We start from the raw sequence: 26538 nt of genomic DNA, 5'->3' as shown, positions 1-26538 counted from the left end.
AGGCTTAGGTTAGTTTTTGTTAAATTGCTTATTTCATTAATTTAAAATAAGCAATTTAAGTTGTTTATGCTTGAATTACTGTTTTGCAGTTTGAGCATCAGCAGGTTTATTTGCTACTTGTTCAGCTGGCTTTTCTTCAGTTTTTGGAGCTTCGGCTGGAGTATCACCAGCTTTTTTAGGTTGGTCGCCATCATGTGGATTTGCCAATAACTCTTTTAAGTTATCAGACATAGCAAAGCTCATATTCACATTTTTTGGTGGAATTGGGCTTGTAAACCATTGCTCATAAATCTTGTTAATTTCACCTGATTTATAGGTTTCTTTTAATGCACCATCAACTACTTCTTTAAATGCAGTATCGCCTTTACGCATCATACAGCCATAAATTTCGAAAGTTTGTGGTGTACCTACGATTTCCCATTTGCTTGGGTCTTTCGATTTTGCTTTTTCGCCTGCCAATAATACATCGTCCATCATAAATGCTTCAGCACGACCATTTTCAAGCATTAAGAATGCTTCGCCGTGGTCTTTTGCAGAAATAATGTTGATATTTAATTTGTTATCTTCATTATATTTACGGATATAACGTTCAGATGTAGTGCCTGCAGTTGTTACTAAAGTTTTTCCTTTTAAGTCAGCAAAATCTTTAATAGGAGAATCTTTTGCTACTAATAAACGAGTACCGATTTCAAAGAAACCAACAGAGAAATCAACTTGTTGCTGACGTTCAGGGTTGTTCGTTGTTGAACCACATTCTAAATCTACTGTACCATTTTGTACCAATGGTATACGTGTTTGTGAGGTAACAAGGTTATAACGCACTTTTAGGTCAGGCATACCTAATTTTTGTTTTACGGCTTCAACCACTTTTAATTGTAAGTCATGTGCATAACCCACTGGTTGATTTGGATTATCAGCGATATAAGAAAATGGAATTGATGAATCTCGGTGTCCTAAAACGATTGTACCTGATTTTTTAATTTTATCTAATGTGCTTTCAGTTGTTGCTGGTGTAGCTTCACCGCTTGCTTTTGGTTGTTCAGCATTATTACACGCAGTTAAGCCAAGTGCCATCATGGTAAGAGTTGCGATAGCTAAAGGTTTCATATTTAGTGCCATGTTGTGACTCCTAAAAAAGTTTAATCTATGGTGATTTAATTTAAATCACATTGTTCAACGAGTATCCTGTTACTATTTTTGAGCAATATAGGATAAATGATGAATTTATCATAAATGAAATGTTATTGTTTTGACAATAGGGTAAATTAAGTTTTTTTCACTTAATGTGAACTATATCTAAAAAAAATCCGATAAAGCAAAGATTTAATTTGACTATTGCTATAATTTGCTCATATGTTTTATATTGTGTAATGATTAATACTAAGAATTTTTATGAATAAAATGCTCAAAATATATAAAAAATCATGGTTCTTTATCAAAAAAGTCTTTAAAAAAAGTGCAGATTGTTTTAATCTATCCCATAATTTTATTTTGATATTTTGTGTTGAGAATCATGTCTGATTTTTTGGTTGATGAAGAATTACTTGCAGCAATCGATATGGGGTCAAATAGTTTCCATTTAGCGATTGCTCGTGTAGATCATGGTGAAGTAAAAAAAGTTGTATCGATGTCTGAAAAAGTACAGCTTGCAGCGGGTTTAGACGAAAATCGTAATTTAACTGAAACAGCACAACAGCGTGGTTTGGCGTGTTTATCACGTTTTGTACAACGTTTAGGAGCAGTCAATCCCAATCGTTTGCGTATTGTGGCAACCAATGCTTTACGTCAAGCCAAAAATGGACACGAATTTATCCAAAAGGCGATGGAAATTTTGCCTAAACCAATTGAAATTATTGCAGGTCGTGAAGAAGCACGTTTAATTTATTTAGGTGTTTCGCATACCATGATGAATGGTAATCGCCGTTTGGTGATGGATATCGGTGGTGGTTCGACTGAATTTATTATCGGTGAACAATTTGAACCTTTACAAATGGAATCATTACAATTAGGTTGTGTGAGTTTTACTAAGAAATATTTCCCAGAAGGTGATATTAGCCAAAAAGCTTTTGAAAAAGCCTTTGTGGAAGCGTGTAAACAATTGGCTGGTATTGTTAATACTTATAAAGCTGTAGGTTGGGATACAGTTGTTGGCTCTAGTGGTACGATTAAAGCCTGTCGCCAAATTATGATTAATATGGGGCTGGCTGATGAGCAAGAAAACATCACACGAGAAGGTTTATATAAATTAAAAGATAAACTTTTGAAGTTTAGACACGTTTCTGAAATTGATTTTGTAGGTTTAAAAGAAGACAGACGAGCAGTTTTGCCAGCAGGTATGGCAATTTTATATGCAATTTTTGAAGTATTAGACATTGACAAATTGATTTATTCTGATGGTGCATTGCGTGAAGGTGTGATGTATGACTTGCTTGGACGCTTTAAACATGAAGATATTCGGGACCGAAGTGTACAAGCTTTAATTGGTCGCTATAATGCTGATGCTAAACAAGCTGAACGTGTGGTAATGACAGCTCAAAAACTGTTTGACCAAGTGGCTGAGAAATTAAAATTATCGAATGATGATAGCGATTTATTACGTCGTGCGGGCTATGTGCATGAGATTGGCTTAGCAATTAGCCATAATGGTTATCATCGTCATGGAGCATATTTATTGCAATATTCTGATATTGCAGGTTTCTCACAAATTGACCAAAATTACTTATCGCAATTAGTTTTACATCATCGTAGAAAATTGAAAAATGAAGGTAAATTACAAGTTTTAAGTGTTGGTCAATCACGATTATTATATTTGTGTTTGTTATTGCGTTTGGCAGTTTTAATCAATCACAGTCGTAGTGAACAGGTGCTTCCTGCCATTGCTTTAAAAGTGAAAAATGAGCAACAATGGCAACTCAGTGTAGAAGGGGATGCAAAAGATTGGTCATTATTGTATGAAGATTTACATGATGAGCAACATCAATTTGAAAATTGGGGCATTCACTTAGAGGTAAAATTTAACAGTTAGGCTGTTTAAAGGTTGAGTGAAACAATGAAAAAAGAAGCAAAAGCTAAAAAAACAGAGCAACAGCATATTCATGCATGGCAAACGGTACAACTTGCACGTCATGCAGAGCGTCCACAATTTTTAGATTATGTTGATGGCTTATTTACCGATTTTGATGAATTGCATGGTGATCGTTTATTTGGTGATGATGGTGCATTAATTGGTGGTTTGGCTCGTTTTGATGGTCAGCCTGTGATGGTGATTGGGCAACAAAAAGGACGTACTGTTAAAGAACGTTTAAAGCATAATTTTGGTATGTCGAATCCTGAAGGTTATCGTAAAGCACAGCGTTTATGTGCATTGGCGGAGCGTTTTAATCTGCCTGTTTTGACCTTTATTGATACCGCTGGGGCTTATCCGGGGCGTGGTGCGGAAGAACGTGGACAAGCAGAAGCCATTGCAACAAGCCTTGAGCAATTATCCGATTTAAAAGTGCCTGTGATTGCGACTGTAATTGGTGAAGGTGGTTCAGGTGGTGCATTGGCGATTGGTGTGTCTGATGTGGTGATTATGTTGTCAAATAGCACATATTCAGTGATTTCACCTGAAGGTTGTGCATCAATTTTATGGCGTTCGGCAGAAAAAGCAGAGCAAGCCAGTGAAGCATTGGCTTTAACTGCTCATCGTTTACATGAAATTGGCATTGCGGAATATGTGATTGATGAAGGCGATGGAGCCCATCTTGAAGCAGAGAAAGTCATGAAACGCTTGAAAAAACAACTGAAAAAGACCTTAGCAGAATTGCAGGAAATGGACGCAAACCAACGATGCGAAGCACGTTATCAACGTTTAATGAAGTTTGGCAGTGTCAGTTTAGGCAATCTGTCTTAAATCAATTAGCACAATTTCCATCACACAGCCGACTTTGGTTGGCGTGCAGTGGTGGTTTGGATTCCTTATTATTGTGTCGAGTGATGGCTGATATTTGTGCAGAACGTTTGTGCGTGGTTTATATCAATCATCAATTACAGGCAGATAGTGAGTGGTGGGGCGAGCATATCGCCCAATTTTGTCAAAATTATCAGCTTAAATTTCAATGTATTACTGTAGATGTTGCCGATGGAAATGTTGAACAACAGGCACGGATTGCACGTTATCAGGCATTTGCACAATTATTATCCCCACAAGATGTACTGATTTTGGCACATCATCAACAAGACCAAGCTGAAACGCTGATGTTACGTTTGCTTTCTGGTACGGGCGTACGTGGTTTGGGTGCAATGAAATATTGCGAATATCGTCAGCAACAACAATATTTTATTTGGCGACCTTTTTTACATTATTCACGACAACAACTCACACAATGGGCAGAACAACTACAACTAGATTTTGTGCATGACCCAATGAATGATGATGAACAGTTTGACAGAATATGGTGTCGTAAAACTTTGTGGCATGTATTGGAACAACGCTTTCCACAAATGCAAAATGCACTGACTCGTACCAGTCAGATTATGCAAGACGCTGATGAAATTTTATATGAAATCGCCGTGCAAGATTGGGCAAGTTGTGGTTATCAACATCAACTTAATATTTCTCAATTACAACTGCTTAGCCATGCACGCCAACGGCAAGTTTTAAGTCTATTTATGCAGGGAGAGCATGAATATCGCCCATCTTTTGATATGGTTGAACGTTTGCAACAAGAAGTCATTTCTAGTCGTGATGATGCTCAGGCTCGATTACATTATCAACAATATGATTATGTGCGATACGGTCAAATATTATACCGTTATCATCATCAACAATGGTTGCAATTTCAGCAAAAACCATTAGAACAAGAATTTATATTTAACATGAGGATAAATCTACAATTATCCACAGGATTGTTTAATATTCAATCCATTAGACATTGGGGATTATCTCGGCAATTATTAGGGCAAACCTTACAGCTAAAAAATGCGGTTGATGGCTTAAAAATTAGCCTACATCAACGGCAAGGCTCGAAATCCTTTAAAAAATTTTGCCAAGAGTATAAAATTCCTGTATGGTGGCGGTTAAGTATCCAATTTTTATATTTTAATGGTCAATTATTGGGTGTTTTTATCCCTAATCGATTTATTTTGGCTCAATCGGATTTTGTAGAAAAAGACGGTTGCTTGCCTATGGCTAATGAAAATAGAGCATCGTAATATGTTTACACAAAAAATTGGTTTTATTGGTGGCGGTAATATGGCTCAGGCGATTATTGGTGGTTTAATCGCTCAAGGCTTTAATCAACAATCAATTATGGTTTCTGAACCTTATCAACCGACACGAGAAATTTTACAATCAAAAAATATTCAATTACTGAATGATAATGTTGCTGTGGTTCAACACGTAGATATTATCATAATTGCAGTAAAACCACAGATGGCAAAGGAAGTGCTTGCACCATTGACAGGCTTGTGTGATGATAAGCTCATCATTTCGATTATGGCAGGGATTGAAATTGAGACCATTAGCCAATTATTAGGCGGTGCAAAACGCATTGTACGTGTGATGCCAAATACACCTGCTTTATTGCAATTAGGTGCGAGTGGTGCATTTGCCCATGACTTAACGGCTGATGATAAAAACATCGCAACACAGATTCTACAGGCGATTGGTTTAGTGGTTTGGGTGAAAAATGAACGTGAAATAGATGCCGTAACGGCTATTTCAGGGTCTGGACCTGCTTATTTTTTCTATATGATGGAACAAATGATACAAGCAGGTATTGATATGGGACTTGATGAACAAACTGTAAAACAACTGACTTTACAAACGGCTCTCGGCTCCGCACAAATGGCAATGCAAAGTGAATATTCACCAACACAACTGCGTAAAAATGTAACATCGCCTAATGGTACAACGCAAAAAGCCATTGAAACCTTTGATGAATTGGGCGTAGGGCAAGGCATTCAACAAGGTGTAAAAAATGCTGAGCGGAGAAGTCAAGAATTGGCGGAAATATTACGTTGATGGATTTAATGTGTATGAATTGGTGTGGTGTATGAGTATCATCATAAAAACATCAAAAATGCAGATAAATCCTATTTTTAATTAGCTACATTGTATATAATAATAACGATATGAAACAATGAACAGATTGATGTTTTATCGAAACAATCTTTACAATTTTTTATGAGGCAATGCAATGGATTTTAATGATTTACTCAATATGATGGTAGCACAAAAAGCGTCAGACTTATTTGTTACTGCTGATGTTGAACCATCGATGAAAATTCACGGACAAATTGTACCAGTGGCAAAAACAAAACTGACAGGCGAAATGGTAGGTCAAATTATTCATTCAATTATGACTGACCGTCAGCGTAAAGAGTTTGTGGAAACACGTGAATGTAACTTTGCGATTACGAACCGTGAAAATACGGCTCGTTTTCGTGTGAGTGCATTCCAACAACGAGACCAGCCGGGAATGGTACTACGCCGTATTGAAACAGTTATTCCAACCATGGAAGAGTTGCGTTTACCGCCTGTTTTAAAAGAATTATCGATGACCAAACGTGGGATTATTATTTTCGTAGGGGCGACAGGTACAGGTAAATCAACATCGTTAGCTTCAATGATTAGCTATCGTAACCATAATTCTAAAGGACATATTATTACCCTTGAAGACCCAATTGAATTTGTACATCAGCACGCTGGTTGTATTATTACACAACGTGAAGTGGGGATTGATACAGAATCATTTGAAGTTGGTCTAAAAAATACCCTTCGTCAAGCACCAGATGTGATTTTGATTGGTGAAATTCGTTCTCGTGAGACGATGGATTATGCGATTGCCTTTGCCGAAACAGGGCATTTGGTATTTGCTACACTGCACGCTAATAACGCAAACCAAGCAGTCGATCGTATTATTCACTTCTTTGAAGCTGACCGCCATAGTCAATTATTTATGGATTTATCGCTTAACTTGCGTGCCATGATTGCACAACAACTGATTCCAACGGTTGATGGTAAGGGTCGCCGTGCAGCAATTGAAATTATGATTAACTCGCCGTTAATTTCGGATTATATTCGTAAAGGCGAAGTACATGAGTTAAAAGAATTAATGCGTCGTTCTCGTGAATTAGGTATGCAAACTTTTGACCAAGCTTTATTTGACTTATATAAAGCAGGTGAAATTACCTATGAAAATGCATTAAAACACGCAGACTCTCCAAACGATTTACGTCTATTAATCAAATTGGATGCTGAAGGGGCAAGCGATGCCTTATATAGTGCAACCAAAAATATTACCTTTGATGGGCAATAATCGTTGGTTTATTTTAACTTATACAAAAAGTATAGGGTGGTTAATTAACCACCCTATACTTTTTGATAAAAAATAAAATTTAGTCGATACGTTTACCTGTTTTGTCGATGTAAAATTCTTCACCATTTAATTTAACCCACGCTTTCTCACCATACATATCAAAATCTGAAAGAGATTCATATTTTAAAGGAATGACAATTTTTCCAGAAGTAAGGCTAATAAATCCAGCTTTTCCATTTTTATGAATATTAACTGGTGTGTGTACAGAAAATCCAACTTCACCAATACCATCATATTCTATAGGAATGATGATAGAACCATTTTTATACATTAAACCATATTTACCATTTTGTATAATTATTGCAACATCATTTGAAAAACGTCCAATCAAGTCATATTGTATTGGAATTACAATTTTACTTGTTTTATCAATAAAGCCATATTTACCATTTTGTTTAACTTTGATTAAATCATCTGAAAAGCCATACAGATCATCATATTTTATATTTTAAAGGAATAATAATTTTACCTGTTTTATTAATAACACCATATTTACCATTTTTTTCAACTTTTGCTAAACCTTCATCAGATAAACAACTTACTAATTGATAACCTTCAACTTGAGGCTTTTCACAAGCAAACACATTTTGGCTGAAGAGTGAAAGTCCAGCGATTGTCACGCTGAGACTTAATTTAGATAAGTTTAAAACATTTAATTTCATTGATTTACTCCATTGAACATAGAAATTGCATTGGCTGTTTAGCCTAGATATTGTTCGATTATAGCATATTTGTGTATGTATTAAAGTTGTTGAAATATTTTGTATGATGATTTTTTACGATTTTGGTTGTGTTTAAAAGTATCACTCTATCTTACAGATTTGCTATAATGCCACCATTTGAGTTAGCATGTTAGTGAGTATCATCATGTCCAAATCCACCCAATTAAATAATAAACAATTAGAAGCAATGTATTATGTACAAGGACCATTGTTGGTATTGGCAGGGGCTGGCTCAGGCAAAACATCAGTGATTACTCAAAAAATCGCCTATTTAGTAAAACAATGTGGTATTCCAGCTCACCGTATTACAGCCATGACGTTTACCAATAAAGCTGCACGAGAAATGAAAGAACGTGTGGGGAAATTATTATCTAAAGATGAAGCAAAAGGTCTAAATGTATCGACTTTCCATACATTCGGCTTAAATTTACTACGCTTAGAACTCAAACATTTACCTTTAAAAAATAACTTTTCAATTTTAGATGCAGATGATTGTAAACGTGTATTAAGTGATTTAATGCAACGTGATAATATGTCGGGGGCTGAAAGTAAAGATTTAATTGCTAAAGCTATGAAACAAATCTCGGATTGGAAAAATGAATTAATTCTGCCTGAGCAAGTGCATAGTATTTGTGAAACCGAGCAAGATGTGTATTTTGCCCATTTATATCAACTTTATGAGCGTAATTTACGTGCTTATAATGCGGTAGATTTTGATGATTTGATTGTACTACCAACACGTTTACTACAAGAAAATGCTGAGGTGCGTGATAAATGGCAAAATCGTACACAATATTTATTGGTTGATGAATATCAAGATACCAATACTGCTCAATATGCTCTAGTGAAATTATTAGTTGGTGTATTGGGGCGGTTTACTGCGGTAGGCGATGATGACCAATCGATTTATGCATGGCGTGGAGCAAAGCCTGAAAATATGGCATTGTTAAAACAAGATTTTCCAAATTTAAATGTGATTAAATTGGAGCAAAATTACCGTTCAACTAGCCGTATTTTACGTTCAGCCAACGCAGTGATTGCTAATAATCCACATATTTTTGAAAAACAATTATGGAGTGATAAAGGACATGGCGATGTCATCCGTGTGATTAGTTGTCCAAATGATTTAAATGAAGCTGAGCGTGTGGTTAAAGATATTATTACCCATAAATTGATGAATGGTAAAAATTGGAAAGATTATGCGGTGTTGTATCGTGGTAATTTCCAAGCTCGAGCATTGGAAACCGAATTACGCCAAATGCAAATTCCTTATAAACTTTCAGGCGGTACATCATTTTTTGCCCGAGCGGAAATTAAAGATGTGATGAGTTATCTGCGTTTAGTCATCAACCCTGAAGATGATAGTGCATTTTTACGTATTATCAATACACCTAAACGTTCGATTGGACCTGCGACTTTAGAAAAATTGGGATTATTCGCTCAAGAATATCATTTGTCATTATTAGCAGCATCTGGCGACCAACGTTTGGCATCGGTTTTAACCAAAAAAGTAACCAGTCAATTGCATGAATTTTATGAATTTATGCAGCATTTTACTCAAGAGTTACTTGATGATGATAATCCTGTGCCATTGGTACGCCAAATGATTAATGAATGTGGTTATATTGATTATGTCAAAGAAACTGCATCAACACCAGCTCAAGAAAAAAACAAGTTAGATAATATTGAAAGTTTAATGACCAGCATTCAAAATCTGATTCAAAAAGAAGATGATGTTGATGAGCGTAATATTGAAAGCGTGATTCGTAAATTGGTGTTACTAGATATGTTGGAACAGCAACAGGAAGAGGAAGATACCGATAAAGTTAATCTTTTGACTTTACACGCAGCCAAAGGTTTAGAGTTTCCTTACGTCTATATCATTGGTTTAGAAGAAGAAATTTTGCCACATAAAAATTCAATTGTTGCTGATACCATTGAAGAAGAACGCCGTCTTATGTATGTAGGCATTACACGAGCCAAGCAAGGTTTGACTTTAACTTTAGCTGAACAACGCCGTGCGGGTAATCAAATGAAACACATGACACCAAGTCGTTTTTTAGATGAATTGCCTGAAGATGAGTTAGATTGGCTTGGGAAAAAGAAAAAAATTCACGCTGATATTGACCCTAAACAACAAGCTCAAGATTATTTAAATAATTTGCGTTCAATGCTGAAAAAATAAATTTTTCTTATGCTAGATGAAATTATACTTGCTATTGCGAATCTAGTTACATCTGCCTTTACAGCAATCACAGGTTTGGGCGGTGGTATGATACTCATAGGAATTATGCCTTTGTTCTTACCTGCGATTGCGATTATTCCACTTCATGCGGTAACGCAACTGTCTGGTAATGCCAGCCGTGCATGGTTTGGTCGTCAAGATATTGCATGGCAACCCATCAAACCATTTGTTTTTGGTTCGATTTTAGGTATGGCAATCTGTGGCTTTTTAGTGCAATTTATTTCATTACAACTGATTCCTTTGTTTATTGGCATTTATATTTTATTATTACAATGGTCAAAATGGTTTAACAAAATGATTCGCCGTTTTGAAAACTTTTTTATTGTTGGATTATTACAAACAGGTTTAGGTGTATTTGTGGGTACACCCGGCCCGTTAAATATTGCGGTGTTGAATAATCATTATGAAGATAATCATGTGATCGTTACCACAGGTGCATTGATGATGACTGTGGTGCATAGTGGAAAATTAATTGTTTATTTTGCCTTAGGTTTTAGTTTTTTAGAATATTGGCGATTGCTTTTACTCATGATAGTGATGTCGATATTAGGCTCGTGGGTTGGTACTAAAATTCGTCATAATATTTCATCGGAATGGTTAAAAAAGATTTTACCGTATATTTTAACGCTCTTGGCGGTAAAGTTGATTGTTGATGTGTTACTAAATATGTTGGTGGGTGGGTAAAGAGAGAATTTGTGATGGTATATTGTTAAATATAAAAATATAGCAAGTACAACAAGATATTGTAAAAAAATGGCAGGATTATTATAATAAATAGAAAACGCTAATAGGCATGATGTTTAACTTATTTTTATGTGCGGTTAAACATCAAATTTAGGCGAAAAAATCCTTATCACGCAAGCCATTTTATAGTCAATTCAATTCAAAATTGAACAGTAGGGGGCGAATTATATTCGCCCAAGTAATTGATTTTAAAAAGGGTTTATGTTATAAACCCCTACATTTATTGTATTATTCTGATATAAATCGACTATACATTACCAATACATCAAAAAACTGTTATAATAATCTGCTTTAAATCAAAGCCATTTGAGGAAAATCAGATGAATAGCACACAACCACTTGTTGGTATTATCATGGGTTCACAATCCGACTGGGCAACGATGGAACATACTGCCAAAATGTTAGAACAATTGGGCGTTCCATTTGAGGCTGAAGTTGTGTCCGCACATCGTACACCAGACCGTTTATTTGAATATGCGGAAACAGCTCGTGAGCGTGGTTTGCAAGTAATTATTGCAGGAGCGGGTGGAGCAGCCCATTTACCGGGAATGTGTGCAGCGAAAACAGATTTACCTGTGCTTGGTGTGCCTGTAAAATCATCAATTTTGAATGGTGTCGATTCTTTACTTTCGATTGTGCAAATGCCAGCAGGGATTGCAGTAGGTACATTAGCGATTGGGCAAGCAGGAGCGAGTAATGCAGGTCTAATGGCTGCTCAAATTGTCGGCTTAACACACTCGGAAATTGCAGAAAAAGTACGTCAATTCCGTACAGCTCAAACTGAAAAGGTCAGTAATAATAACATTCCGGGGCAAGTATAAGAGTATCATTATGACACAACAAATTAAAACCATTGGTATTTTTGGTGGCGGACAGCTTGGTCGTATGATGGCTCAATCGGCATTACCATTAAATATTCAATGTACTTTTTTTGAGCAACAAAAAGATTGTCCATCATCAGCGTTAGGCAAAGTGTATTCTCCACAAGATGAGAATGCTTTACAAAATTTTATTAACAGTGCTGATGTCTTTAGCTTAGAATTTGAAAATACACCAGTACAAGATGTTGATGTTTTAACGCAACAAAAAACCTTGTATCCACCACGTCAAGCTCTTGCTACTGCTCAAAATCGTTTGGCAGAAAAAGCCTTGTTTGATGAGTTAAATATTCCTGTTGCTCCCTATCGTGCGGTACATTCATTGGACGATTTACAATCCGCAGTACAACAATTAGGCTTGCCGATTGTACTAAAAACAGCCACAGGCGGTTATGATGGTAAAGGTCAATTTGTGATTCGTGAACAACAAGACATCAATCAAGCATGGCAAGAATTGAAGCCAGCAGGGGCATTGATTGCAGAAGGTTTCATCAAATTTAACCGAGAAGTGTCGATTATCGCTGTACGTGGACAAAATGGTGAAGTGAAAACGTGGGATTTAGCGGAAAATCATCATCATCATGGTATTTTATCGCATTCGATTGTGCCTGCTCCACAAAGTGAACATTTACAACCCATTGCACAAGATTATATTTCACGTTTGCTCAATCATTTAAATTATGTAGGTGTGCTGACGTTGGAATTATTCGTCACAGATGATGGATTATTAGCCAATGAAATTGCTCCCCGTGTGCATAATTCGGGACATTGGACGATTGAAGGAGCGGTGTGTTCACAGTTTGAAAATCATATTCGTGCGGTGGCAGGGTTGCCATTAGGTAATACTGAAACTGTTCGTCCAAATGTGATGGTCAATATCATTGGACAGCATCCAAACTCTGCTGATGTGTTGGTGTTAAATGGGGCTCATCTGCATTTATATAATAAGAACGAGCGTCAAGGGCGAAAGTTGGGGCATATCACTTTGATGCCAAATGATAGCCAACAATTAACCGATTTATGTCGTCAATTAGCGAATATTTTGCCTAATCCGTTAGCGTTAAGTGATGATATGACGATTTAAAATATCAGAGTGGAATTTTTTTCACTCTTTTTACTTTTATATGTATATCAATAACTTAATGGATATATTGAGATTAATAAGATAATTTCCTATTTGAAAATAATATGTAATACAGCTTGACATCCCCCCCCCCCCCCGAATATATAATAGGGAAGATTTAGTTAAGTATAGCGTTATAGATTAAATGAAAAATATACTTATTAAGTTCTTTGCAATTTCATATTTGTTTGTGGTTGCAGGATTAGGGTTGATTACAAGTCATTTCTATTTCAATCATAAAGCAGAAAATGGTGGGGGTATCCCTGCTGAAACTGAATTGACTATTGTTGAAGGTAAAGTGACAGAAGGACGTGATGTTACTTTGGAAACTAGACGCCGTGCTGGTCTGAATAGTAAGGAACAATTTTATGAGCTTGATATTAAGCAAAAAACAGGTGATGTCGTCAAATTACGCTTAGATCATAGTTTAAACAAAGAACATTTAGGTCAGGTGTTGCAAGAAAATATTGTTGCAAAATACGATAAAAGTGATGAAAATATGACCTATGATATTCAAATGAAAGGTCAGTCAATCATTACTTATCAAGATATGGCAAAAATGGCTCAAGATAAAGCCAATAAGCAAGCAGGATTTTTTAGTGATGGGGTTATGCTCAAAACTGGATTTTCATGGTTGATTATGGGTGCTATTGGTTTGTTTTTACGTCAATTATTGAAACGTAGTCAGAAAAAGACTGAAAATGTTGAATAATTACTACAAATAAAAGCTAATTTTGAAATGATATTTAACAAATATTTGTTAAAAAATTTTGTTTTGAGTCAATTATTTTGATATGATTAGTTTTTATATGTGAAATTTACTTAAAGGAGAATACTCTCATGAAAAAGACAATGTTAGTTGTTGCCCTAACAGGTGCATTAGTTGCTTGTGGTGGTAATGAAAAAGCTGAACCAAGCAAAGCTCCAGCAGCAGAGCAAAAAGCTCAACCTACTCCACAAGTTGAAGCCCAAGCTCCTGAAGCTCCAAAAGCTGTTGAAAATCCACACGTCAATGCAGTTGAGTTGCAAAAGGCTCAAGATGCATTACAAGCATTACCACAATTTGCGGGTAAAGAATTAAATTTCTTCCAAGAAGTGAATATTACCAATAATGTGTTGCAAGTTAATGTTCAAGATCCAAATAAACCTGAAAATATTGACCATTATGAATATAAATGGGAAGAAGGGAAATGGAGTGAGCCAAGACCAGTACAATTATCGGGTGGTGGTGATTTGAAAGCAAACTTAACACCATTTAAAGATGTTCGTTTTGCTGATGTGGCGGACAAATATATGGTGCTTTATAATCAAATCGTGGAAAAAGAACAGTTAAAACCTGTTGAAGCTGTACCATCAGTGATTACGTTTGTGTTAATTCCACATAACCAAGACCGTTTCTGGCAGGCTTCTTTAGATACTGACCGTTCAAAATCACTTCTTCGTATGAATATGGACGGTACTTTAAAAGAGATTTTAAAATAATCTTTCATTAGTACAGTAAAATTAAATGGGGACAGTCATATTGATAAAATATGACTGTTTTATTCTTAAGTTGTCAAATTGGCATTGTTTATTGTGATTATGTTGTAAATTGAGTTCATCAAGGGGGTGTTTGAAAATATTGATGATATGCTTATGCAAACAATCAACATAGTAAGAGAAATTATTTTTAGAACTGTCCAATGAAAGTGAGTAACCAATAACATAAACAACGAATATAAAAAAGTGAAATATGCTAAAAGAGTAAATCAAACATTTTGCATATAAATTTGCTCTAACAACATGGTGGTACAGTTGATATTAAAACTCAACTAAAATTTAAAAGATAAATTAGCTTTATTTTTTACATAATCGTGTAAATGACTTGAAAAAATCATGTAATTTGATTAAAATTTATAAGATTATTAAATGTTTAGCTAGGAAAAACCGATGCGTATTATTTTATTAGGCCCACCTGGTGCAGGTAAAGGTACTCAAGCTCAATTAATTACCAAACGTTATAATGTGCCACAAATTTCTACAGGCGATATGTTGCGTAGTGCTATTCGTGAAGGAACTGAACTTGGTTTACAAGCGAAACAAGTAATGGATAATGGCGGTTTAGTTTCTGATGATTTGATTATTGGTTTAGTCAAAGAGCGTATTGCACAACCTGATTGTGCAAATGGTTGTATTTTTGATGGTTTCCCACGTACTATTCCACAAGCAGAAGCTTTAGAAAAGGAAGGTATCAATATTGACCATGTAATTGAAATTGATGTTGATGATGAAGAAATTGTAAAACGTTTATCAGGTCGCCGTCAGCACCCTGCATCTGGTCGAGTATATCATATTGTTTACAATCCGCCAAAAGTGGAAGGTAAAGATGATGAAACTGGCGAAGATTTGGTACAACGTGATGACGATAAAGAAGAAACGATTCGTAAACGTTTAGTTGCATATCATAAAGATACAGCTCAATTAGTGGGTTTCTATCAACAACGTGCTCAAGCAGGTGTTAATGCTCCTGTTTATAACCGTTTAGATGGTTTGCGTGATATTGATGTGGTACAAGCGGATTTATTTGCGATTTTAGATCAAAAATAATTTGTCATTTACATAGGTCAATAAAAATAAGTTTTATGCTTAGTTTTTAATGATTTATCAGTTTATGGTAGGGGCGGAAAATTTTCTGCCCATACAAAATTATCAATTTATGTTGGAAATAGCATCGGTAAAATAAAGTGAGTATAAATGATGAAAATTGCATTAATCATTGTGGTAATTATTGCATTAGTGGTAATATTAGGTGCAATTTTTATTAGTTTAAAAGCCTTAAATCAAGTACAAAAGCAAGCTAAAGAAAATTCTGAAGCTGGGCAAAAATTAAAAATGCGTCATCCAAGTATTGATAAAGAATTGGCAGAAATTGAACGTCAAAAACAAAAGTTAAAACAAACGAAATCATCAAAAAAGCATAAATAAAATAAGGATAAATGCTGATATTTGCTTGCTATCTTGCTTGAATTGTATCATAATGTAAATGAGAAGATTAGCTAAAACAATATTGAGATGTCGAGAAAATATTCAGTATTGTTCATATTGGGGAGTACAAATATGATTGATAAAGTTCAAGCAAAACAAAGCCTTTTGTCGTTGCAAGCGGAATATCAGGAACGTATTAACAAAATTGATGACCATATTCGTCATCCGCAAGATGCTGATTTAGCACATGATTGGGATGATCAGGCATTAGCAGTATCTCAAAATGATATGCGATTAAATCTGCTAAATGAAGCAACTGAAAATTTAGGTTTAGTTAATCATGCACTTGCCAAAATTGATAGTGATGAATTTGGCTATTGTGAAGAATGTGGCGAAGAAATTGAAGAGAAACGTTTAGCAAGTGTGCCGTATGCTAAAATGTGTATCAAACACGCACATTAATCTATTATAGTAAATTATTGATTTTATATAAGGGCGAATTGTAATTCGCCCTTTCAATTTTGATAAAAATCTGTCATCATACTACAATATTTTTATTGGTATAGGTTAATGGTAATGAGTACACAATTTGAACACAATAATTTAGAACATCATCAAATTAATCCACAAGATGAAACTTCATCATCAGCTCCATATTATGATTTACCGCAGGGTAAAGAGCGTGTGGAATATGTAGGGGAAACTACACATTTTGGTTATGAAACGGTAAAAACCCAAGAAAAAGCACAAAAAGTTGCTCATGTTTTTCATTCTGTTGCACAAAAATATGATTTAATGAATGATATTATGTCATTCGGTATTCATCGCTTATGGAAACGTTTTGCTATTCAAATTTCAGGTGTACGTCGTGGTCAGCATGTGTTAGATATTGCTGGTGGAACTGGTGATTTAGCCAAAGTATTTAGCCGTGAAGTGGGACGACAAGGACGTGTGGTATTATCAGATATTAACCAATCCATGCTAGATGTAGGGCGTGATCGTTTAATCAATGCAGGTTGTACCAATGTTGAATTTGTATTAGCCAATGCCGAAACCTTAGAGCCTTTTGCTGATAATAGTTTTGACCTTGTTACCATCAGTTTTGGCTTGCGTAATGTAACCGATAAAGATGCAGCTTTAGAAGCGATGTATCGTGTTCTTAAACCAGGTGGTCGTTTATTGGTGTTAGAATTTTCTAAACCTGTATTTGAGCCATTTGCAAAACTGTATGATGTTTATTCATTTACAGCATTGCCTGTGATGGGTAAATTAATCGCCAATGATGCGGATAGTTATCGTTACTTAGCAGAAAGTATTCGTATGCACCCTGACCAAGCCACATTAAAAATGATGATGGAGCAAGCTGGATTTATGAATTGTGATTATCATAATTTAACAGGTGGTGTGGTTGCCGTACATCGTGGTTTTAAACTGTAATTGGTGTGGTTTGAGTATGTGGTCAATTTTAGCTTTAGGTTTGGTGGAAAAAACTATCAATCGTGTGATTGATTTAGATGCCATTACACGTGTGCAATGTAATCAATTACAGGGTAAATTATTGCGTATTGTGATTGATATGCCCCAATTATCATTAGATGTACATTTTGATGATGGTAAAATTAGATTAGAGCCAACAGCCACAGGGCAGAGTGAAAAAAAGTCAATTTTTGAGCAACGCCCTTATGAACAAGCACAATATAGTCAAGTGGCGACAACGACTTTACATACGCAAAATTTAGTTGCATTATTTAAATTATTATTGAGTGATGAACAAAATGTAGGGAATATTCCTGTACAAGGCGATTATCAATTATTAATCAAACTCAAGCGTATTTTGCAACAAACGGAATTAGATTTAGCCAGTCATCTTACGCCATTTATGGGGGCAAGTGTGGCACATGAATTAGGTAAATTACAACGCATTCCTAAAAAATTATGGCAACAATCACAAAATACTGCTTTTGCGATACAAGATTATTTAAAAGAAGATAGTGGATTATTTGCTCCACGTTGGCAAATGGAACAAATTGCTCAGCAAACACGCCAACTTAATCAAGAAATTGACCGTTTAGAAGCTAAATTACAACAATTGAAATCACAAGTTGAGTTGCAGTCATGATGCCACATCTTAGTCGTTTATTAGAATTATGGCGGATTGTGGCACATTATCGCCTAGATACTTTGGTTAATGAGCAAGAATTACCACCTAAGGCACGTCATTTACTGAAAATTTTGCGTTTGCACCCTGCAACACGCATTAAAAATGAAAAAGACAATCCGCTTAAACTCAAATGTGCTTTGGAAGACATGGGTGTATTGGGGATTAAATTAGGTCAATTATTATCTACTCGCCGTGATTTAATTCCACCTGAAATTTTATCACAACTGGTACTATTGCAGGACCAAGTAAAGCCATTTGATAGTGAAGTGGCGAAACAACGTATCAGTCAAGCTTTAAAAGCGGATATTAACACGCTTTTTGCTCAGTTTGATGATGAACCATTGGCGGCTGCATCCGTTGCACAAGTACATACTGCTCGTTTGCATGATGGACGTGATGTTGTGGTCAAAGTTACTCGTCCAGATATTCGTGAACAACTCATTCAAGATTTTGAAATTTTGGCATGGTTGGGGCAGTTTTTAGAACAGCGTTTAGAAAGTGCTCGAGCATTACATTTATCAGAAATTATTCAAGATTATCGCACAACGATTTTAAATGAGTTAGATTTAACGTTAGAAGCTGATAACACACGGCGTATGCGACACTATTTTGAAGGTTCAAGTATGATGTATGTGCCTGAAATTTATATGGATAGTGTTGATGTAATGGTAGCAGAACGTATCACAGGTGTACCTATTTCCGATGTAGAAACCTTTGAACGTTTAGGCATGGATAGAGCCGATTTGGCGGAAAAAGGTTTAACGATTTTCTTTACCCAAGTGTTTAGAGATAACTTTTTCCATGCGGATATGCACCCTGGTAATGTCTTTGTGGATACGACCAATCCACAAAATCCACGTTATATCGCCCTTGATTGTGCGATTATGGGGGAATTATCCAAACATGACCAAATGACCGTTGCTCGTATGCTTTTAGCAGTGATGAATAGTAATTTCACACAATTAATACAAGTGGTACATCAAGCAGGGTGGATTCGTCCAGATACTGACCAAGATGCCTTAGCGCGTGAAATGCGAAGAACGGTTGGACCTATGGTGTCTAAGCCAATGCATGAGCTTGATTTTGCAGGTATTTTGCTACAAGTAATGGATATTGCACGCCGTTTCCGTTTAGAAATTCCACCACAATTAATGTTATTACTCAAAACCTTAGTGCATGTAGAAGGCTTGGGGACGGATTTATACCCACATTTAGATATTTGGAAACTGGCAAAACCAATTTTGACGGATTGGGTCAAACAACAAATGCACCCTGTAAAAAATATTAAAGAATTAGGACAACAAATTCCTGATTTATTGTTAGGCGTGCAAGATATTCCAAGTTTGATGATTGACAGCTTAAATGGTCTAAAAAATCAAACAGCGTGGCAGGATAGGCAATATCGTGAACTACAAGAAATTAAATTACAAATGCTTAATCAACAGCGTAAAAACTGGATTTTTGGGTGTTTAATTGCATTTAATTTATGTATTGCCATGATGACGGCTTGGTATATTTCTATTGTATTTATTGCATTAGCAGTGATTTTTGCAATTTGGCGTATTGTAAAATAAATGTTATTCTCAACTTAACTTCATAACTTATTGATATGATTTACATCGTTTAATTTCGTAAGTGCTTAAAATCTTCTGTTTTTTGTTCTGCAAAATGTTCAAGGGCTTGTATGGTGTCTTTTTAGAACTTCACTATTTCATAGTTATTAGATCTTTTTCCAGCCCCTATTTTGTGGGATTAAAAAAACATCAAACCTATAGTTCAATTAAAATAAAAACAGGACATTAGCGTATCGATAAAATTACGTTCACAAGGTAAAATGTTTTGCATATATCTCTTAATATTTGCCCATGTCTGTTCTATGGGATTGAGTTCTGGGGAATAAGGTGCTAGTGCTAAGACTTTATGCCCCAATTTCTGTGCCATTTCATGTAAAATATCCATTCTATGAAAGCGTGCATTATCTTGATTTGACAATTCAAGCTTGAAATTGTTGAACGAGAACGTCCCAATATGTTTGCGATTTTATTCAGCTTTATACCTTGTGCAAGCATTGACATTATCTTTTCTCATTCATTTATGCTAAAATGTGTGTAGGTGTTCATTTTTACTTTCTTTATTTGTGTGGTAACAATATTATAAGCAATTATGAACGCCTTTTCATTTGTTGCACTTAGATTGTATATTCAAGTTTAAAAAAACTTGACCACTACAAAGCAACTCAAGCGAATAAGGCTCATGATAATTATCATAGTGGATTAGGTTGGGGAGAAACTGAAGTAACGGTAAAAGTTCGTATTGATGGTGTAGATTACAATAGAAGATTAGATATTGCTGATACTGACAATTTTAGAGCCATTGAACATAAAACAGGTTATCAGTCTCGCACAGAAGATGTATTGTGGGAGCTGGAAAGAGATAAGGCTTTGGTTAAATCTGGTTGGAATATTGAATGGGTCTTTGAAGGAGAAGCTTCCAAACCTCTAATCGAAAACCTTAAAAAAGCAGGTATTAAAGTTAAATTTAAAAAATAGGTAAATATATGAAACCTCGCAACAAACGCCAACCATTAACTCCAGAGCAAAGAGCTGAACAGCTAGAATTATTTGATTCTTGGCTTTGGGATATGCCCAATGCCTTGGAGCGTTTTAAAAACAGAATGCCAAAAGAAATTCAAGATCAATTGGACTTCTCGATACAATCACTGGATATTGTTGAAAAACATCTTTTGGATAATTATGAAACCATTGAACAAATCAAAAATGAACCTTCTTATATCTTGGATGGTTACGCAGTCTATGTTGGTGAAACATTTAGACATTCACTAAGAGATAGACAGCCAAATCAATGGGAATTAATGTTGGAAGAGGATAATGTATTTTATTTATTACCAGTCATTAAAGTAAGATATTATACTGCTTGCCCACTCACATTATGTACTGCTTGTATAGATAGACGATGGGGAAATTATTGGTCTTGGATATTACAAAATCAATTAGATGAATCGTAATACCACTCCAACTTTTACCACTGATAGAAAACAGATATAATCTTAAACTAAAACTGTTCTAAATAAATACTATTTAGAACTATTTTAGACCTTATTTAATCTATATTTAGTTTATTTTCTACCTATCTACACCTTGACCTAACCCTTGCTCAGCCTCTCTAACTGCAAGATTAATTTCTGTTGTCTGTTGTTCTCGCTGTTCAATTTCTCGACTAACACTTGTAATTGTTTGTTCTGCTCCTGTGCGATGTTTAACTGCTCCAACTGCCACTTGTTTTCGTTCATCAACCACTCGATGAGCTTGTGTTGTTGCTTGGCTATATGTGCTTGTGCGTTGATGTCATATTGATGGCGTTCTAAACCTGCTATCAATCTTGTCTCAAAATTCGTCATAATCTCCTTTTTAATGAAAAAATTTCGTTAAACATATATGAAATGATTTAATCTATGCTAGAATGTTATAATATCGAATTGCATAGGATATTGATAAAATGACAGTTGATAAAATTGCATTTGCAGGTCAAATTGAACCTGAACATGTAGCTCAAATTGCAGAGCAGGGGTTTAAATCGGTAATTTGTAATCGACCTGATTTTGAAGGTGGCGAAGGGCAACCACAAAGTCAAGAAATTCAAGCAGAAGTTGAAAAATTAGGCATGACTTATGTTTATCAACCTATCGTTGCTGGACAAATTACTGAAAAAGATGTACGTCAATTTGCTGAATATTATAATCAGTTAGCAAAACCGATTTTAGTATTTTGTCGTACAGGTAATCGTTCTAACAATTTGTACCAATTAGCGGTGCAAATGGATTTATTAGACGATTAATAGATAAAATTCATAAATAAAAAAGAGCCTTTAGGCTCTTTTTTGCATAGGTTGTGGTAGTTTTAAACACAATTCTAATAAGGCACGTCGATAGACATCTTGTTTAAAATGTACCACCTGATTCAGTGGATACCAATAACTTACCCATTGCCATGCTTCAAATTCTGGTGTTGCAGAGGCATCCAGTTTAATATGTGCTGGCGATGAAATAAGTTTAAGTAAAAACCACTTTTGTTTTTGTCCAATACAGACATTATGTGAATTCATTTGCGAACGAATATAACGATAAGGTAATAGGTAACGTAACCAACCTTGCGTAGTAGCGAGAATTTCAACATGTTGGGGCAGTAACCCTATTTCTTCTTGCAATTCACGATAGAGTGCTTGTTCTGGTGTTTCACCATATTGAATGCCCCCTTGTGGAAATTGCCAAGCATCATGTCCTATACGTTTTGCCCAAAGCACTTGACCATATTCATTCGCCAAAATGATTCCGACATTGGGTCGGAAACCTTCGGCATCTATCATAAAAATTACCTAAAAATATCGTATTATCAAAGTGTTATAAAAAATAAACACAAACACTGTGTTTTGTTTTACAATAAGCACTGATTTTAAAGTTAAAGATAGGTCAATATTACCAATTTTTGCAGTAAAAAGGTAAAATCTTTACACTTTTTTTCCAATTTATTTTATTTTTTGAGAACGATTTAACGATGAAATTAGCATTATTTGATTTAGACCATACTTTACTCAATACCGATTCTGACCATTCATGGGGAGAATTTCTAGTCAATGAAGGTTTGGTTGATGCAGTACGTCATCGCCAAAAAAATGACCAATTTTATGAAGATTATAAAGCAGGGCAACTTGACCCAATTGCTTATAATGAATTTGTATTTGAGTTTTTACATCAGCATGATATGGCTTATTTACAGGAATTACATGAGCGTTTTATGCAAAAAGTGATTCGCCCACAGATGCGTAAACAAGGTTTTCAGGCGATTGAATATCATAAACAGCAAGGGCATACCATTTTAGGTATTACAGCAACGAGTGATTTTATTACCGTGCCAATTTTTAAAGCTTTTGGTATTGATGATGTGTTAGCCACCAATGCTGAAATTATTGATGGGCAATATACGGGGAAGGTTGCAGGCGTACCATGTTATCAACGTGGTAAATTAGAACGTTTGGAAATGTGGCTTAATGGTCGTGAAATTGAAGAAAGCTGGGCATATTCAGATTCGATTAATGACCGTTTTTTATTGGAATATGCGACACATGCGATTGCTGTTACGCCTGATGAAAAATTACAGGCTTTGGCAGAACAACAAGGCTGGGATATTCAAGATTGGCGGATTGTTTGAAAATGATACCGCTTGCTGAATAAGTTTATGCAGATTATTTAAAGGAACATAAACTATGAAAAAATACGTTATTCACCAAGAAAGAATGGCAAGCCTTGACCCTGCTCGCCGTGAACGTATCCAAAATCGTGTAAATAATACACTTGTTGCTATTCGCTTAGCTGAATTGCGTAAAAATGCTAAACTTAGCCAACAAGAACTGGCGAATAAAATTGGTATTTCTCAATCTGCGATTAGTCAAATTGAAAATACTGACAGTTTAGAACTCATAACTTTGTTTACTTATGTTGGGGCATTAGGTGGGAAATTACATTTATCCGTAGAAATGCCAAGTGGTGAAATACTTAATCTGACTTAAAAATATTAAGCATTATTATAAACATGAAATAGACCCCAAAAGTTAGATGAGCTTTTGGGGTCTATTTATTTTAAAGGTGATAGATGTTAATTAATAAACATCTCGTTTATAACGCTGATTTTGACGTAAATCATCAACCACAGTTGCACCTAAAACATCATGCAAGGCATTATCAACATCGGTTGCCATACCATCAATACTACCACAAACATAAATGACTGCACCACGCTCGATCCATGCTTTAAGCAAGTCCGCATTATCACGAATTTTATGCTGTACATAGACTTTTTCTGCTTGGTCTCGAGAGAATGCAACATCTAAATGTTGTAATACACCATTTGCTTGCCAAGTTTCTAACTGTTCACGATAGAAATAATCATGTGCTTGCTGACGTTCACCAAAAATTAACCAGTTTTCATGGTGTTGGCGTTGTTCACGAGCATGAATTAAACTCATTAAACCTGCAATACCAGTACCATTACCAATACAAATAATTGGACGTTCATCATCAATCAAGTGGAATGAGTTATTCGTACGAATATGAGCTGAAATGGTTTGTCCAAGTTCACAATGTGCGGTTAGCCAGCCAGAACCTAAGCCTAATTGACCAAGTTCATCTTTTTGTTGGCGTACTACTAAGCGTAACATTTGTGTTGTTTTATCAATTTGTGGGATATTGGCAATAGAATATTCACGTATTGGTAACATTGGTAATTGTTCAAGTAATTCATCGGCAGTTTTAAATTCATGAATTTCGCCTGTTAAATTACGATAACGTAGGGCATTACCTAATGGTGTGCTATCAAAAATAGGTTCATTGGCATCGGCACCATACTGTAATAAAAATTCATCAATACGTTTTTGTTCATTTTCAGGTTGAATTTCTAAAATATCGCCAGCTTGCCAAGATAAATTATCCGCATTACTCAGTTCAATATTAAATGCTAATTTGCCTTGAGTTTGTGGATTAAGTACTTGGCGTTGGCTTAATGTCCAATTATGAAATGCTTTATCTAATTGAATTTGTTCAAGATTGAGATGGCTTACTTCAGCCAAAGCTGTATTCCAACGTTGGATATCATCAGTATTAACATTATCCACTTCAATGGTATCAAATAATGATGTCGCACCACATTGTTTAAACCATTTATGTACTTCATGACCAAATACACAGAAGGTATCGGCATATTCTTTAGAGCCTAAAGCTAAAACAGCTACTTGTAAATGTGATAAATCAGGAGATTGTTTCATTAACCCATTGACAAAATTAACTGCTAAATCAGGTGCTTCACCTGTACCAAAAGTACTGGCAATGGCTAAAATACGATTTTGTTGTTGTAAATCTTCTAGCGTTAATTGTTGCATAGATTTTACATTAATCGTCTGACCTGCATTTTGTAAACTTCCCGCAGTTTGCCACGCTAATTGTTCTGCTGTACCTGATTGTGTCGCATAAACAATAAACCAATCTACTTTTTCACCATCAGCGACTTGAATTGGTGTACTTAAGGCTTGTTTTGCTTGTTCTGCCAAGATTTTTTGTTCACGGCGTTTAATATATAACATCCAACCTGTAATAAAGAATAATGGCATTGCCAATGATGCTAACATGGCAAAAAATTGATAAATACCACCAAAGAAACTACCACGATGTACGGGTAATAAACTACTCATGATTTTTTCATTGAGTGGCTTTGCTTCATAAATATCATGTTTAATGATTTTATTTTGTTCATAATCAAAAGTTACACTGTTTCTTGCACGTTCATGCTGTACGATTTTATCCGTATAGGAAAATTCAACTTTACCATTCGCTTGTTTTGGAATATTAAAAGTAATCGTTGAAAACTCACGTCCTAGTTGAGTCTGTGCATGATTCCATGTTAAATTTAAAGCTGATAAAATTTGTACATCATCTAGTGGGGGTAACTTTTCTTTAGTTTGTATTTGTTGAGCTTGTGGTTTTTTTAATTCTACACCAATCGCTTGGGCAAAACCTGCACGCCACCAACTATAAGACCAAGTTAGACCTGTAACCGCCATCACGAGATAAAAAATAACGACCCAAGTACCTACAACAGCGTGTAAATCCCATAAAAAATTACGTCCTTTGAGATTACGTTTAACGATAAACCATTGACGGAATGAATGTTTTTTAGGGAAACGTAAATATAAACCACTTAAAATAAAGAAAATCAGCATTAAAGTCGAAGCACCGACAATTTGCTTACCAATTTCACGGTCGCCGATTTTACCTACCGTGAGCCAACGATGTAATGATTGCACACCATTAAAAAAGCCACGCCCTTTAATTTCAGGTAAAACTTCAGCAGTATAAGGATTGACCATCATGGTATAACCACGACGTTCGCCTTCTTTGACAATATTGACTGATGATGATGCTTCAGGATTAATTGATACACTAATATGATTAATTTGAATATCTGGTTGTTGTTGTTTAAAATGTTGATAGAGTTGTTCAGGTGTGAGTTTAGGTCGGTTTTCAACTTGTACCACGTAACTGTCGTGATTAATCCATTTTAAAATTTGTTGGTCATAGGAATAAATTGCTCCTGTAACTCCGACAATTGACAGAATAAATCCTGCCGTAATACCCATAAACCAATGTAGTTGAAAAAGAATATTCTTAAACATGAAATTATTCACAAACATAAATGAAATTGTGTTATTATAATGCAAAATGATGATGAATTAAATAGTGATTACAAAAATATTGATAGTTATTATCATTAT

28 protein-coding genes are annotated in these 26538 nt (G+C 35.3%); 21 read left to right on the top strand and 7 right to left on the bottom strand.

Annotated elements, in window-relative coordinates; genetic code table 11:
- Positions 1 to 75: 75 nt before the first annotated feature.
- Positions 76 to 1119, bottom strand: coding sequence for a glutamate/aspartate ABC transporter substrate-binding protein (locus LU301_RS08365; protein ID WP_305269725.1), 1044 nt, complete (start codon positions 1117 to 1119; stop codon positions 76 to 78).
- A 394-nt stretch (positions 1120 to 1513) separates the two neighbouring features.
- Between LU301_RS08365 and ppx the strand changes: the two genes are divergently transcribed.
- The 5 genes from ppx to LU301_RS08340 all read left to right on the top strand — a co-directional run bounded on the left by ppx (position 1514) and on the right by LU301_RS08340 (position 7304).
- A complete protein-coding gene (gene ppx, locus LU301_RS08360) occupies positions 1514 to 3025 on the top strand; it encodes an exopolyphosphatase (RefSeq protein WP_305269724.1) in 1512 nt (503 codons plus the stop codon).
- Positions 3026 to 3049: 24 nt separating this feature from the next.
- A complete protein-coding gene (locus tag LU301_RS08355; protein WP_305269723.1) occupies positions 3050 to 3895 on the top strand; it encodes an acetyl-CoA carboxylase carboxyltransferase subunit alpha in 846 nt (281 codons plus the stop codon).
- Complete coding sequence (gene tilS / locus LU301_RS08350; protein ID WP_305269720.1) at positions 3832 to 5196, top strand: tRNA lysidine(34) synthetase TilS; 1365 nt, start codon at positions 3832 to 3834, stop codon at positions 5194 to 5196. The genes LU301_RS08355 and tilS overlap by 64 nt, the downstream gene beginning before the upstream one ends.
- Position 5197: 1 nt before the next feature.
- Positions 5198 to 6007 carry a pyrroline-5-carboxylate reductase gene (gene proC / locus LU301_RS08345; RefSeq protein WP_305269718.1) on the top strand — a complete coding sequence of 270 codons (810 nt, stop codon included), beginning with the start codon at positions 5198 to 5200 and terminating at the stop codon, positions 6005 to 6007.
- A gap of 175 nt (positions 6008 to 6182) precedes the next feature.
- A complete protein-coding gene (locus LU301_RS08340; RefSeq protein ID WP_305269716.1) occupies positions 6183 to 7304 on the top strand; it encodes a PilT/PilU family type 4a pilus ATPase in 1122 nt (373 codons plus the stop codon).
- A 79-nt stretch (positions 7305 to 7383) separates the two neighbouring features.
- Here LU301_RS08340 and LU301_RS08335 read toward each other — a convergent pair whose 3' ends face one another.
- The gene (locus LU301_RS08335; protein WP_370692253.1) at positions 7384 to 7794 is read right to left on the bottom strand and encodes a WG repeat-containing protein; all 411 of its coding nucleotides are present in this window, start codon (positions 7792 to 7794) and stop codon (positions 7384 to 7386) included.
- A gap of 4 nt (positions 7795 to 7798) precedes the next feature.
- Positions 7799 to 8026: a WG repeat-containing protein gene (locus tag LU301_RS08330; protein WP_305269714.1), complete on the bottom strand. Its 228-nt coding sequence runs from the start codon at positions 8024 to 8026 to the stop codon at positions 7799 to 7801.
- Between the two features lie 205 nt (positions 8027 to 8231).
- Here LU301_RS08330 and LU301_RS08325 point away from each other — a divergent pair, with 205 nt between their 5' ends.
- The 12 genes from LU301_RS08325 to LU301_RS08270 all read left to right on the top strand — a co-directional run bounded on the left by LU301_RS08325 (position 8232) and on the right by LU301_RS08270 (position 19775).
- Positions 8232 to 10271, top strand: coding sequence for a UvrD-helicase domain-containing protein (locus LU301_RS08325; RefSeq protein ID WP_305269712.1), 2040 nt, complete (start codon positions 8232 to 8234; stop codon positions 10269 to 10271).
- 9 nt (positions 10272 to 10280) lie between these two features.
- Entirely contained in the window at positions 10281 to 11015 is a 735-nt protein-coding gene (locus LU301_RS08320; protein ID WP_305269710.1) for a sulfite exporter TauE/SafE family protein, read from the top strand.
- A gap of 380 nt (positions 11016 to 11395) precedes the next feature.
- Positions 11396 to 11896 (top strand): 5-(carboxyamino)imidazole ribonucleotide mutase, encoded by a 501-nt coding sequence (gene purE, locus LU301_RS08315; RefSeq protein ID WP_305269706.1) that lies wholly within the window; start codon positions 11396 to 11398, stop codon positions 11894 to 11896.
- Positions 11897 to 11906: 10 nt separating this feature from the next.
- Positions 11907 to 13037 (top strand): 5-(carboxyamino)imidazole ribonucleotide synthase, encoded by a 1131-nt coding sequence (locus LU301_RS08310; protein WP_305269703.1) that lies wholly within the window; start codon positions 11907 to 11909, stop codon positions 13035 to 13037.
- Positions 13038 to 13221: 184 nt separating this feature from the next.
- On the top strand, positions 13222 to 13788 hold the full coding sequence (locus tag LU301_RS08305) for a hypothetical protein (protein WP_305269701.1): 567 nt from the start codon (positions 13222 to 13224) through the stop codon (positions 13786 to 13788).
- A gap of 128 nt (positions 13789 to 13916) precedes the next feature.
- A complete protein-coding gene (locus tag LU301_RS08300) occupies positions 13917 to 14558 on the top strand; it encodes a hypothetical protein (RefSeq protein WP_305269700.1) in 642 nt (213 codons plus the stop codon).
- A 447-nt stretch (positions 14559 to 15005) separates the two neighbouring features.
- A complete protein-coding gene (adk, locus tag LU301_RS08295) occupies positions 15006 to 15662 on the top strand; it encodes an adenylate kinase (RefSeq protein ID WP_305269698.1) in 657 nt (218 codons plus the stop codon).
- 147 nt (positions 15663 to 15809) lie between these two features.
- Positions 15810 to 16040: a hypothetical protein gene (locus LU301_RS08290; protein ID WP_305269697.1), complete on the top strand. Its 231-nt coding sequence runs from the start codon at positions 15810 to 15812 to the stop codon at positions 16038 to 16040.
- Between the two features lie 132 nt (positions 16041 to 16172).
- On the top strand, positions 16173 to 16502 hold the full coding sequence (locus tag LU301_RS08285) for a TraR/DksA family transcriptional regulator (protein ID WP_305269696.1): 330 nt from the start codon (positions 16173 to 16175) through the stop codon (positions 16500 to 16502).
- A gap of 108 nt (positions 16503 to 16610) precedes the next feature.
- Positions 16611 to 17477: a bifunctional demethylmenaquinone methyltransferase/2-methoxy-6-polyprenyl-1,4-benzoquinol methylase UbiE gene (gene ubiE / locus LU301_RS08280; RefSeq protein WP_305269694.1), complete on the top strand. Its 867-nt coding sequence runs from the start codon at positions 16611 to 16613 to the stop codon at positions 17475 to 17477.
- Between the two features lie 16 nt (positions 17478 to 17493).
- Positions 17494 to 18159, top strand: a complete 666-nt coding sequence (locus LU301_RS08275) for a ubiquinone biosynthesis accessory factor UbiJ (RefSeq protein ID WP_305269691.1) — start codon at positions 17494 to 17496, stop codon at positions 18157 to 18159.
- Positions 18156 to 19775 carry an ABC1 kinase family protein gene (locus LU301_RS08270; RefSeq protein WP_305269688.1) on the top strand — a complete coding sequence of 540 codons (1620 nt, stop codon included), beginning with the start codon at positions 18156 to 18158 and terminating at the stop codon, positions 19773 to 19775. The genes LU301_RS08275 and LU301_RS08270 overlap by 4 nt, the downstream gene beginning before the upstream one ends.
- A 202-nt stretch (positions 19776 to 19977) precedes the next feature.
- On the opposite strand, the gene LU301_RS08265 is transcribed toward LU301_RS08270, so the two are convergent.
- A complete protein-coding gene (locus LU301_RS08265; protein WP_305269685.1) occupies positions 19978 to 20193 on the bottom strand; it encodes a transposase in 216 nt (71 codons plus the stop codon).
- Between the two features lie 565 nt (positions 20194 to 20758).
- Here LU301_RS08265 and LU301_RS08260 point away from each other — a divergent pair.
- Positions 20759 to 21226, top strand: coding sequence for a hypothetical protein (locus tag LU301_RS08260; RefSeq protein WP_305269683.1), 468 nt, complete (start codon positions 20759 to 20761; stop codon positions 21224 to 21226).
- A gap of 118 nt (positions 21227 to 21344) precedes the next feature.
- Here LU301_RS08260 and LU301_RS08255 read toward each other — a convergent pair whose 3' ends face one another.
- Positions 21345 to 21518 carry a hypothetical protein gene (locus tag LU301_RS08255; RefSeq protein WP_305269681.1) on the bottom strand — a complete coding sequence of 58 codons (174 nt, stop codon included), beginning with the start codon at positions 21516 to 21518 and terminating at the stop codon, positions 21345 to 21347.
- Between the two features lie 199 nt (positions 21519 to 21717).
- Between LU301_RS08255 and LU301_RS08250 the strand changes: the two genes are divergently transcribed.
- On the top strand, positions 21718 to 22056 hold the full coding sequence (locus LU301_RS08250; protein ID WP_305269679.1) for a protein tyrosine phosphatase family protein: 339 nt from the start codon (positions 21718 to 21720) through the stop codon (positions 22054 to 22056).
- A 30-nt stretch (positions 22057 to 22086) separates the two neighbouring features.
- On the opposite strand, the gene LU301_RS08245 is transcribed toward LU301_RS08250, so the two are convergent.
- Positions 22087 to 22584, bottom strand: coding sequence for an RNA pyrophosphohydrolase (locus LU301_RS08245; protein WP_305269675.1), 498 nt, complete (start codon positions 22582 to 22584; stop codon positions 22087 to 22089).
- 188 nt (positions 22585 to 22772) lie between these two features.
- On the opposite strand from LU301_RS08245, the gene LU301_RS08240 reads away from it, so the two are divergent.
- Positions 22773 to 23426 (top strand): HAD family hydrolase, encoded by a 654-nt coding sequence (locus LU301_RS08240; protein ID WP_305269671.1) that lies wholly within the window; start codon positions 22773 to 22775, stop codon positions 23424 to 23426.
- Between the two features lie 55 nt (positions 23427 to 23481).
- The gene (locus LU301_RS08235; RefSeq protein ID WP_305269666.1) at positions 23482 to 23784 is read left to right on the top strand and encodes a helix-turn-helix domain-containing protein; all 303 of its coding nucleotides are present in this window, start codon (positions 23482 to 23484) and stop codon (positions 23782 to 23784) included.
- 90 nt (positions 23785 to 23874) lie between these two features.
- On the opposite strand, the gene LU301_RS08230 is transcribed toward LU301_RS08235, so the two are convergent.
- Positions 23875 to 26439 carry a PepSY domain-containing protein gene (locus tag LU301_RS08230; protein WP_305269664.1) on the bottom strand — a complete coding sequence of 855 codons (2565 nt, stop codon included), beginning with the start codon at positions 26437 to 26439 and terminating at the stop codon, positions 23875 to 23877.
- Positions 26440 to 26538: the final 99 nt, after the last annotated feature.

Origin of the sequence: Moraxella sp. ZY210820 (assembly GCF_030674635.1) — a bacterium.
Lineage (GTDB): Bacteria > Pseudomonadota > Gammaproteobacteria > Pseudomonadales > Moraxellaceae > Acinetobacter.
Note: the sequence above shows the minus strand (reverse complement) of the source record. Positions and strands in the feature narration are given on the sequence as shown.